A 12,123-nucleotide genomic window follows, 5' to 3' on the forward strand; every position below is an offset into this window, starting at 1 on the left:
TCAAAATTAATCTCAAAGAAATATGAAAGTGTTACTTCGTTTTAAAACCTTACTGGCTGCTATACTGCTTTTGGGAAGCCAGTCCTGCAATGACCTTCTTGACGAAACCCCGATCTCGCAGGTCGGAAGTGAATATATCAATACCCCGGCAGGTTTCGAGGCCGCGGTGAAGGGTGTTTACAGTTCACTGCGGAACTATTACGGAACGGAGGATGCCATGACCCTGACTGTGTTCGGAACGGATACTTACACGATGGGGGCTGACGGATCTTTCAAATTCGTGAATGAGTATACCTCTCAGATAGACGGGCGTTTGGGGGTTACGAATGCAATCTGGAACAGCTTTTACCCGGCTATCAATACAGCCAACATCGTGATTGACGTAGCTCCTGAAATGACTGCGCTGGACGCGGCGCTTGTAAAGCGTCGGGTGGCTGAGGTTAAGTTTTTGAGAGCGCACCATTATTTTATTCTGGTTCAGATGTTTGGCCCGGTCTCTCTGGTGACAAAAGGCAACCTTGTGTCGCAGAAGGAATTTACACGTGCCCCGGTCCCGGAGATCTACGCGCAAATCATTTCCGATCTGGAATCGGGGCTGCCTGACCTTGGGCTGGCAACTTCTGATTATGGCCGGGTTACAAAAGCAGCAGCGGAGCATTTGCTGGCAAGGGTATACTTAACCAAGGCAACTTCGGAAGCAAAAGCGGCCGACGATTTTGTGAAAGCTGCTACTTATGCGGAAAACGTGGTCAAAAATTACTCGTTCTCCCTGTTGCCTGACTTTGCGAGTGTGTGGGTACAAGGCGGTGGCGAGATCAATAATGAAGTGATTTTTGCAACCCAATATACCTCGGACCCGCTGACCAACGGAATCGGAAACCGTACACATTTGTATTTCGGGATGGAGTACGATACCCAGGCAGGAATGCAGCGCGATACGGAGAACGGCCGGCCGTTCAAGCGCTTCAGACCCACTACATATATGCTGGAAAAGGTTTTCGCTCCTGCCGACCGGGTTAATGATTCACGTTACAAGAAAACGTTCAAAGATACCTGGCTGAGCAACAAGCCTGGAAAATATACCAACTTGTTCGATACATCCAAGAAAGAGCTGACTTTTGCATCCGGTGACACGACGATCTTTATACCAGGTTATGAAATGTCGGTGGAGGAGCGGGCCAAGCGACCTTATCAGGTACTTACCCCAAGCTTATACAAAGCAAACCTGTTCCCTGTGAACCGCAAGTTCCTCGATGCGCTTCGTCCCGACCGTACTTATGAGCAGGGAAGCAGGGACTTTTTGATGTTCCGCCTGGCGGAAACGCATCTGATTGCTGCTGAGGCGCTTATTATGCAAAAGAAAAATGCGGAAGCAGCTGCCCATATCAATGTGGTACGCCGCAGAGCTGCGTGGCCTGGCAAGGAGGCTGCTATGGAGATCACCGCAGCGAAAGCGACAATGGAATTCATCATGGAAGAACGCGAGCGGGAGCTGGCAGGCGAAATGTTTCGTTGGTTTGATCTGAAACGCTGGGGTATCCTTGTTGAAAGGGTTAAGGCACACAATCCGGAGGGCGCTACCAACGTAAAAGAGTTTCATAATCTGAGACCGATCCCACAGGATCAAATCGACCGCACAGCCGGCGGACCGGCTGCCTATCCTCAAAACCCGGGGTATTGAGCGACGGATTTTGTAAGTTTTAAGAAAATAAAGCAGACCAGCAGTACCGATTTCCCAGGCTTCAAACCGGGGAATGAAGTAGCGCCGGTCTGCATTTTTTTTTATTTTAATTACAAAAATTTCATTGTATTGTAGAAATAGTGCTAAGTCGCTGATTCTTATCGTGTTTTGGTCAAAACGTATAATGAGGGGACGTTTATTGCTGGTAACTTTCAGAAAGAGTGAGTGTCAGGGTGGGAAAGATTCAATTACGTCTGCGTAAATTGATATATTTCAATCACCAGTTTAATTAATCTTTTCTAATTAAAAATGAAAAAAGGATCTACCTGGCTCTTCCTGCGAGTGTCGATGGTTTGCATTCTGGCAGCAATTTGTGACTTCACCACAGCCAGTGCCACCACGATTGTTTCGGCCGGATCTAAAGAGTTGGTTCTAGCTGATCAAAAGGTCAGCGGAACGGTATTGTCAGCGGACGACAGCTCCCCGGTTCCCGGGGTAACTGTCCTGGTAAAGGGCTCGACCCTTGGAACTACAACGGATGTGGACGGCAAGTTTGAGATTATTGTTCCCTCTGCCAACTCGGTTCTGGTCTTCTCATCAGTAGGCTACATCTCTCAGGAAAAAACAGTCGGGAACGCGTCTACGGTAAATGTATCACTTTTGAGCGATCAGAAGGCGCTCGACGAAGTTGTCGTTGTGGGATATGGAACGCAAAAAAAGCGGGATCTGACCGGGGCCGTTTCCCAGATCAACACTTCCAAGCTGGAGAATGAAAACCCAAACTCGGTTCAGGATATTTTGAGGGGAAACATTGCCGGCTTGAATGTAGGTATGACGCCGTCTGCAAAAGGTGGCGGCAGCTTGCTGGTTCGCGGCCGTAATTCGATCAATGCAAGTACAAGCCCATTGCTGGTGCTCGACGGAGCGATTTATTATGGAGAGCTGTCTGATATCAATCCCAATGACATTGAAACAATTGATGTGCTGAAAGACGCCAGTTCGGCGGCGGTATTCGGTTCGAAGGCAGCAAGCGGCGTGATTCTGATCACTACCAAAAAGGGGGTAGAAGGAAAAGCAAGGGTGAATATCAATTCGAATGTTGGAATAGGTACTATTTCAAAGAAGCAGCCAGTGCTCGGTGCAGAGGAGTTTATTGACTGGCGGGGCGAGGTAATGAAAAATATCAATTCCAGCTACCAGCCTTTTCAGTTCGAAAATCCTGCGGGCCTGCCTTCCAATATTTCACTGGACCAGTGGCTGGCATACGATGGCTCAACGGGAGATCCTACTACGGTTTGGCTGCAGCGTTTGGGGATGCAGCCCATTGAGATAGAAAATTACAAAGCCGGGAGAAGTGTGGATTGGAATTCAAAAGTTTTTCAAACCGGCAAGAGACAGGATCACACGGTAAGTTTGTCAGGAAAGAAGGATGCCGTGTCCTATTTCATGTCGCTGGGATACCTGAGCAATGAGGGTATTATCACAGGCGATAAGTTTAGTACGGTCAGGGGACGGGTTAATCTCGAAGGCCAGGTGGCGAAGTTCTTTTCCGTAGGGATTAATACCCAATTTGCGGACAGGGATGAAAGCCAGGTGCCTGTGGACTATGGTCTCGCTAGGATTCTATCTCCCTGGGGATCTGAATTTGAGGCTGATGGAAGCTACAAATGGAGACCGAATAGTGAAGCCAGCGGTGGTAACCATCCCTACTACGCCCGTCAGTTTATTGACCGGAGACAAAAGATCACCACCTTCAATACGACCTTATATGGTTTGGTCACGCTGCCTTTTGGTTTTTCCTACCGGATCAATTATACACCGCGTTTTGAATTTTTCGAGCGGTTTAATCATGAATCTGCGAAGCACGCCGAGTGGGCGGCCACGGGCGGAAGCGCAAGTCGCCAAAACCGAAAAGAATTTCGCTGGCAGGTTGACAACATTCTGAAATGGAACAAGACTTTCGGCAAGCACAATTTCGATCTGACCTTGCTTGCCAATTCCGAGAAGTATCAGCGGTGGGACAATACGATGACTAACAAAGGCTTTTTGCCAACAGATGCATTGGGTTACCATGGGATCAGCACTGGTATTAACCCAACAGTCTCGGCCTATGATGAATACAGCACCGGCGATGCCTTGATGGCGCGGCTATTCTATTCCTGGAAAGACAAATACATGGTGACGCTTTCGACCCGTCGTGACGGATACTCTGCATTCGGGCAGGCTAACCCACGCGCTACCTTCGCATCTGTTGCACTGGGTTGGGTGTTTACGGACGAGGCTTTCTGGAAAAGCAGCTGGATGAACTACGGAAAACTGCGTGCTACCTGGGGTAGTAACGGAAACAGAGATATTGGTCTGTATTCGGCAATCTCCGACTTACAAACGGGCAAATATCTTCATGTAAGACCCGATGGGACAGTGTATCTGGCGAATCAGCTTTATGTAAACAGAATGCAGAATGCGAACCTGAGATGGGAGCGCACTGCATCTTACAACCTCGGTATTGATTTCGGTTTGTTCGACAATAAACTGGAAGGATCACTGGAAGTGTACCGTTCATCCACAACCGACTTGCTTGTGCAGCGTGCATTGCCCGATATCCTTGGATTCAGCTCTGTATGGGATAATCTGGGAGAAGTCCAAAACAGAGGTATTGAAGCGACGCTGAATTCAGTGAACATGAACCGTGAAAATTTCTCCTGGCGGTCCACATTTACGTTTCAATTGAACCGGAATAAAATTGCAAGACTTTATGGAGACCTGGATGAAAATGGTCGGGAGAAAGACGATGTAGCTAACCGCCGATTTATCGGACATTCGCTTGACGAGATCTGGGACTACAAAATATTGGGAGTATGGCAGGTAGAAGAGCGGGATCAGGCCGCGAAATACGGCGTAAAACCTGGTGACTTCAAGCTGGAAGATGTGGACGGAGACGGGAAATTCACCAATGCCGACAAGCAGTTTCAGGGATGGACAAATCCTCGTTTCCGCTGGACTTTGCGGAACGACTTTAAACTTTTCAAAACGCTTGACGTGGGTATCTCGATATATTCATATTGGGGTCACAAAGCCTCTTTCAACCAGCGGAAGAACCGCGACGGATTTCTTGATCGTACCAGTTCATACCGTTTCCCTTACTGGACTGAGGAAAACCGCTCCAACGAATGGGCTCGCCTCTATTCCAGCGAAGGTGGCGCAAGCGGCTTCGGTGTTTACCAGGACAGATCTTTTATCCGCCTAGACAATATCTCCCTAGGGTATTCTTTGCCGAAAAGTGTGGTTGAAAAGATCAAGGTGAGCAATCTGAAGTTCTTTTTCTCTGCTAAAAACCTGGGCTACTACGCGCCTAAGTGGGACTGGTGGGATGCAGAACCTGATCAGGACAACAATAATGTACCGTCACCGAGAATACTCAGCCTGGGTATTGATCTGACATTGTAATCGGTTAAAATTGAAAAGCTTACTATGAAAAAAATAGCAACTAAAATCACCGGATATCGGAAGGCGGCAGGCTTTTTCATGCTCTTCGCCTCGCTACTGAGTTGTGATAAATCGCGGCTCGAACCCAAACCGCTATCCTTTTTTGCCCCGGAAAATACATTCAACGATCCGGAAGGCTTGCGCGCAACGCTGATCGCTTGTGAGCGCAATATGCGTTATGAATGGTATGGAGATAATCCGCCGATTCTCACCGAAAGTATTTTCTCGGATATTGCCGTAGAAGGTACTACGGATAAATCAGGCCCGGCGCAGAACATGAACCTTCAGATAACGCCCGATGCCCAGTTGAATCATACGGATTACAACAAAATAGGCTGGTATTGGCTGGAAGGTTACAAGGGTATCAAATACGCGAATGTGGCTATTTCCAGAATTGACCAGCCTAAATATGCAAGCGAACAGCAAAAGAATGAAATCCTGGGAGCGGCGTATTTCCACAGGGCATTCCGCTATTATCGCCTTGTTCACCAGTTTGGAGATGTTCCATTGATATTGGATGAAGTAGTGGAGCCTAAACTGGATTTCTACTCCACCAAAAGAGAGGTCATTTTGCAAAAGATGAAAGAGGACCTGGAATTTGCAGAACAGTGGGTACCGGCAAACCCGGATAAAGGTACGGTCACAAAAGGAGCTGTTAGTCATTTGCTTACCAAAATCAACCTTTCGCTAGGCCTTTTTGATGATGCGATCAAATCGGCTGGTAATGTCATCGACGGAGGTGCACACAAGCTGATGACATCGAGATTCGGGGTGAACCAAAACGATGCGACACGGAATGTGATCTGGGATTTGCACCGTCCGGAAAATAAATCGCTTGCAAACAATACAGAAGCACTACTGCTTGTAATCGACCGATTGCTGATCGACGGAAACTTTGAAGGAGGGATTCAGAGTATGCGGAACGGGGTACCGTTCTGGTTCAACAATATCAATACGCCGACCGGAAACAGAGGGACGATCGATACTTACAATATTGAAATTGATCAGGTCAACAAAGTGGGCCGTGGAATAGGCAGGCTCCGCCCGACGTGGTATTCCACGCACGCGGTTTGGGACGATAAAAATGATCTGCGTCACGCGCCGGGGAACTGGATGCGTATGCAGGATCTGGTCTACAATAATCCGGCCCTGAAAGGTAAGGACCCTTACTATGGTAAAAATCTTCAGCTACGGACTAATACAGGTGCTGTACTCACTATTGATACGATCCGCTGCTGGTTTGACTGGCCGCATTACAAATTATTTGTCCCCGACCCAGAGCGAGTTCAGGCTGCTGGAGGTCATACCGACTGGTATGTGTTCCGGCTAGCAGAAACCCATTTATTGCGAGCAGAAGCATATTTCTGGAAAGGCGACCTTGCCAATGCAGCCAAGGACCTGAATGCAGTACGTGCCCGTGCCGGTGCTGCACCAATCGCCCCGGCGAGGATCAATATCGGCACTATACTGGATGAGCGCGCCAGGGAATTGTATTACGAAGAACCGCGCAAAACTGAGCTGACGCGCATTTCCTATATTTTGGCGATGACCGGGAAGCCGGCTTATAACGGAAAAACGTATAATCTGAATGATTTTTCTGACAACAATTTCTTTTATGACCGGATTATGGAAAAAAACAACTTCTATAATAAAGGCGTAAAAACCCGGCATGGCGACGAATACCTGATCAGCCCTTATCACGTGCTCTGGCCGATTCCATCGCCGACGATCCAGGGTAATACGCGGGGTATTATCAATCAAAACAAAGGGTATGCCGGTTACGAACGAAATGTACCGCCGCTGACAAGTTTGCCGGAATAGTTTCGCATACTCCCAATAAAGACAGCCCCTCCGTTCAGGGGCTGTCTTTGTTTATGTAGTCTATGATGTAACAATACATTGACTTTATATAAAAAACCATATGAAAATGAATTTTACATCTAACCCTGACCGCAGGGATTTTCTGAAATATTCACTCGCCGCCGGAGCTGCATTGGTCACAGCTGATAGCTGGGCTGAGGCATTTCTGAAAAAAGGAGATTTCAAAATCGGCTATTCGTCGATTACCTGGGGAGGCAAGGACGAGCAGGCCATTGCAGATCTGGCCGGTTTGGGGTTTAAAGGTATCCAGCTGAGAGCCAATACTTTCGGGCCGTACCGTAATAAGGTTTCGGAGTTGAAGGATGCTTTGGTGAAACACAAACTGACGCTTGCTATGTTTTCAAGCGGGAATGTGGAAACTGACCCGGCGAAGTTTGAAAGTACGGTAGATACGCACGTGGCACACGCGAGTTTTGTGAAAGCTTTGGGAGGAAATGCATTGCAGCTGACCAACAGTCTGCGGCCGAAAGACCGGCAGCCAACTACTGAGGAGTTGAAAAAGCTGGCCCAGGTAATGAACGAGATCGGTAAGCAAACGGCGGATCTGGGTGTACAGGCGGTTTATCATAACCACATGAACCAGCTGGGCGAAACGCCGGAAGAAGTGGATGTGATAGTGCAGGCAATGGATCCGAGGTATATTAAATTGTTACTCGATATCGCACATTACAAGCAAGGAGGCGGAGAGCCTCAGGATGCTGTCATCAAATATAAAAGCATTCTGCATTCCCTGCATTTGAAAGATACCAAACCGGCGGAGACCAAAAATGGCTACAAGTTTGTAGAGCTGGGGCAGGGTAGGGTGGACGTTCCGGCTGTGTTTGCTTCGTTGGACAAGATTAAATTCAAAGGCTGGGCGGTCGTGGAACTGGACGGTGTGCCTGATCCGGAAAAGTCCCCGCTGATCTGCGCCGGGATTAATAAAAAATACATTACTGAGGTGTTGAAATATCCGGTGTAAACATTTGTAAATGTTTTGAAGAGCCGTGTTTTAATGCATTTAACGTGCATTTAAAGTAAATTACTAGTCCTAACTGCATTTGTAAGGGTAGTTATTCAATTAGTTCGTTTATCAAAATATGGCAAGACGCTCCGTTTTAGTTATATCAAATATTCCGGTATCGCAATGAAAAAATACAGAATTACCCTGGCAGGCATGTTATTGTTCGTTACACTGTGTCAGGTGCAGGCTCAAAAGTCTAAAAACGGCTGGGTTGATCTATTTAACGGAAAGGATCTGACCGGCTGGAAACAGCTGAACGGACAGGCGAAATATGAAGTAAAAGACGGGACGATAGTGGGTACTTCTGTCATGGGAACGCCTAATTCATTTCTGACTACCGAAAAGGATTACGGTGATTTTATCCTCGAACTGGAAGTAAAAGTAGATAACAAACTTAATTCCGGCATTCAGATACGCAGTCTTTCCAAACCGGATTATCAGAACGGCCGGGTTCACGGGTATCAGGTCGAAATCGACCCAAGCGACCGCGCTTATTCAGCCGGCTTGTACGACGAGGCCCGCCGCGGCTGGCTTTACCCGCTCGACCTGAACCCGGAAGCTAAAAAAGCATTCAAAAAAGAAGCCTGGAACAAATACCGCATCGAGGCGATCGGCAATTCGATCCGTACGTTTTTGAATGGGGTGCCGGTCGCACATTTGGTCGATGATATGACTGCCAGCGGCTTTATTTGTCTGCAGGTGCATTCTATCGGTAGTAAGGACCTCGAAGGAACGCAGGTAAGCTGGAAAAATGTCCGCATTCAGACAACAAACCTGAAACCGAGCCCTGCAACGAATATCCGTATTGTAAACCTGATTCCTAATGCACTCGATGCAGCGGAAAAAGCCCAGGGCTGGTCGCTGCTCTACGACGGGAAAACAGCAGATCAGTGGCGCTCTTACGGCGGCACCGATTTTCCTTCCAAACGCTGGGCTTATCAAGACGGCACCATTACGATTGCAAAATCAGATGGTTCAGAAACAGGAAATGATATTGTGACAGAGAAGCTGTACGGCCCCGCATTTGAGTTTGAGTTCGACTTCAAGCTTACCGAGGGCGCAAATAGCGGGGTGAAGTATTTTGTTGACCAGAAATTCAATTCAAAAGGAAAATCCGGAATAGGCTGCGAGTACCAGGTATTGGATGACGAAAAACATCCGGACGCAAAATTGGGTAAAAATGGTAACCGGACGATCGCTTCGTTTTACGACGTGATACCCGCCGAAAGGCCGAAAAATTCGGTAAAGAAAATCGGCGAATGGAACCAGGGCCGCATTGTTGTTCAGAAAGATGGTACTGTTCAACACTTTTTGAATGGCTATAAAGTGGTGGAATATGTACGTGGCTCACCGCAGTTCAAGGAGTTCGTGATGGGTTCCAAGTTCAAAAATTTTGAAGGTTTCGGCATGTCGACCCAGGGGAATCTGCTATTGCAGGACCACGGTGACAATGTTTCTTTCAGGAGTTTAAAAGTGCGGGAATTGAATTGAATTTCTGGCCTAAAAAAGATTAAAAATTACAGTAGATAAACCGGCAGCTATTATTTACAACTGATTGCTGTTCAGCAATCACGCCTGACAATCAAAAATTAACCTTTATAAAAGATGAAAAGTAGAAGGGAATTTCTAAAAAATGCAGCATTGGCTTCCGCAGGTGTAGCGGTTGGTGCCAACGCTTTCGGAGCAGCGAGTTACCGTCGGATTTTGGGTGCGAACGACCGCGTGCGTGTGGGGATAATCGGCTTTTCAGACCGTTTTCGTAGCTCACTGGCCCCCAGTTTTTCTGATCACGCCAAAGAATTGAATTTCGAATTTATGGGCGTATCTGATCTGTGGAACCGTCGGCGCGACGAAGCGGCTGCGTTTATGAAAGACAAGGCTTATGCATCAAAGGAATTTATAAAGGCACGTAACAACGAAGAACTGCTCGGTCGTAAGGATGTGGACGCGGTGATCATCAGTACGGCGGATTTTCAACATGCACTGCATTGCGCCGAGGCAGTTAAGTCGGGCCGGGATGTGTATGTGGAGAAGCCTTTTGCCGAAACCCTGGAAGATGCAAAAGTGGCATTGAAAGCGGTGGAAAGTTCGAAACAGATCGTGCAGGTAGGTTCTCAGCGCCGCAGCGCGCCGAACTACTGGGCAGCTTATGAATATATCAAATCCGGCAAGTTTGGAGATATTACTACGGTTGAAATGACCTGGAATGTAAACCAGCCAGGCAGGTGGAGAAGAAAAGAGCTCGTTTCGCAGATCCGCAAAGAAGATACCGATTGGGACCGATTCCTGATGAACCGTCCGAAAGTAGAGTGGAACCCACGCTACTACCTTGAATTCCGCCTTTTCTATCCATATTCATCTGGTATTCCAGGACAATGGATGGCACACCAGATTGATACCGTCCACTGGTTTTCGGGACTGGACGCGCCGCGTAATGTAGTGGCAAACGGTGGTATTTACACCTGGAAAGACGGTCGTACCAATGTGGACACTTTCAGCGCCGCATTTGAATATGGTCCTTTTGACGATAAGAGCAAAGGTTTTCAGGTGATCTATTCGTCGCGTTTCAATAATGAAGCGGGCGGCGTGAAAGAGTACTACTATTCAAATGGTGGTATGATCAACCTGGATACGAATAAGATTACGTCGGAAGGCGGCTTGAAAGAAAAAGATGCCAAGGGAATGGGTTTACAGGCGAACTTGCTCCCTGAAATGTCCCTGAAAACCGGCGACAAAATCGCGACTGACGCCAACACAGGTGCCGACCCGATGACTTCGCTGCATATGCGCAACTGGATGGATTGTATCCGCAGCCGGAAAGAATCGAATGCCCCCGCACGCGTTGGTTTCAACCACTCCGTCGCGAATATCATGGCCACCGAGGCTTTGCATACGGGCAAAAGAGTAAGCTGGGATCCAAAGAAACGCGAAATCATCCTGAGCTAGGAATGCAGTTTTTGTTTTCAAATTAGATCAAAAGACAAAGTGAAATTAAAAAACACAGGCATTTTACTGGCGACCGTTTCTCTTGCCGCGCTGGCTGGCCTGGCGAATGCGCAAAAAGTAGATCTGGTAAAGAATGAAGCAGAAAAAAAGGTTGAGGTCAAAATTGACGGTAAACCTTTTACCGCATATTACTACCCGGGGGAAAAGGTGCTGAAAAAAGCGGTTCTCTATCCTGTTCAAACTGCGAGGGGAACCGTTATTACCAGGGGCTGGCCGCTGGATCCTCGTCCCGGCGAGCGCGTAGATCACCCGCACCACGTCGGGATCTGGCTGAATTATGAGGATGTGAACGGTAATGATTACTGGAACAATTCCGACGCCGTTGACCACGCGAAGCGCGCTTACGGAACGATCCTGCATACCGGCATCACCTCCGTCAAAAGCGGCAAAGACAAAGGCGAGCTGACAGTCACCGCCGACTGGGTTGACAAAAACGGTACCCTGACTTTAAAGGAAACCACTACCTACACCTTCAGCGGAAAAGGCGAAACGCGTATGATTGATCGCAGTACTACCTTAACAGCCGTGCTGGATGAAGTAGCAATGCCGGATATCAAGGACGGAATGTATGCGATACGTGTAGCGCGGGAGCTCGAACTGCCTTCCAACAAGCCGGAGATTTTTACAGACGCAGGCGGTATCGCCACCAAGGTTCCGGTTCTGAATAATGAAGGTATCACCGGAAACTACCGTAACAGTAACGGAGTGGAAGGAGAGGCAGTTTGGGGCAAAAGAGCGATCTGGTGTAATCTGACAGGTAAAATTAAAGACGAGAATATCAGCGTCGCGATCATCGATCATCCTAAAAATGTCGGTTATCCTGCATATTGGCATGCGCGGGGTTATGGATTGTTTGCAGTGAACCCATTGGGGATGAAAGCGCTGAGCGATGGGAAGGATGTTCTGAATTTTAAACTCAAAAAAGGCGAGTCGACGACCTTTCGTTACCGTATGGTAATTGCTTCCGAGCATTTGAAAGATGCCACGCTCAACGAGCTGGCCGCGGCTTATGCGAAGTCGAAATAAGGTTTATCTTGCAGCATGATGAAAAGCTCCGGTTCACGCC

The 12,123-nt window shown here is 47.9% G+C and carries 7 protein-coding genes; all 7 read left to right on the forward strand.

What is annotated here, in order from left to right; genetic code table 11:
- The first annotated feature begins 22 nt into the window (after positions 1-22).
- The 7 genes from FXO21_RS20455 (at position 23) to FXO21_RS20485 (ending at position 12,083) form a co-directional block, all read left to right on the forward strand.
- Complete coding sequence (locus FXO21_RS20455) at positions 23-1,681, forward strand: RagB/SusD family nutrient uptake outer membrane protein (protein ID WP_149641833.1); 1,659 nt, start codon at positions 23-25, stop codon at positions 1,679-1,681.
- A gap of 309 nt (positions 1,682-1,990) precedes the next feature.
- A complete protein-coding gene (locus tag FXO21_RS20460) occupies positions 1,991-5,128 on the forward strand; it encodes a SusC/RagA family TonB-linked outer membrane protein (protein ID WP_225865772.1) in 3,138 nt (1,045 codons plus the stop codon).
- Between the two features lie 24 nt (positions 5,129-5,152).
- Positions 5,153-6,988 carry a RagB/SusD family nutrient uptake outer membrane protein gene (locus tag FXO21_RS20465; RefSeq protein ID WP_192579278.1) on the forward strand — a complete coding sequence of 612 codons (1,836 nt, stop codon included), beginning with the start codon at positions 5,153-5,155 and terminating at the stop codon, positions 6,986-6,988.
- A 106-nt stretch (positions 6,989-7,094) separates the two neighbouring features.
- Entirely contained in the window at positions 7,095-8,009 is a 915-nt protein-coding gene (locus FXO21_RS20470; RefSeq protein ID WP_149641834.1) for a TIM barrel protein, read from the forward strand.
- 165 nt (positions 8,010-8,174) lie between these two features.
- Positions 8,175-9,542: a 3-keto-disaccharide hydrolase gene (locus FXO21_RS20475; protein ID WP_149641835.1), complete on the forward strand. Its 1,368-nt coding sequence runs from the start codon at positions 8,175-8,177 to the stop codon at positions 9,540-9,542.
- A gap of 114 nt (positions 9,543-9,656) precedes the next feature.
- A complete protein-coding gene (locus FXO21_RS20480; protein ID WP_149641836.1) occupies positions 9,657-10,997 on the forward strand; it encodes a Gfo/Idh/MocA family protein in 1,341 nt (446 codons plus the stop codon).
- A 39-nt stretch (positions 10,998-11,036) separates the two neighbouring features.
- Complete coding sequence (locus FXO21_RS20485) at positions 11,037-12,083, forward strand: DUF6807 domain-containing protein (RefSeq protein WP_149641837.1); 1,047 nt, start codon at positions 11,037-11,039, stop codon at positions 12,081-12,083.
- The last annotated feature ends 40 nt before the right edge of the window (positions 12,084-12,123 follow it).

Origin of the sequence: Dyadobacter sp. UC 10 (genome assembly GCF_008369915.1) — a bacterium.
Taxonomy (GTDB): Bacteria; Bacteroidota; Bacteroidia; order Cytophagales; family Spirosomataceae; genus Dyadobacter.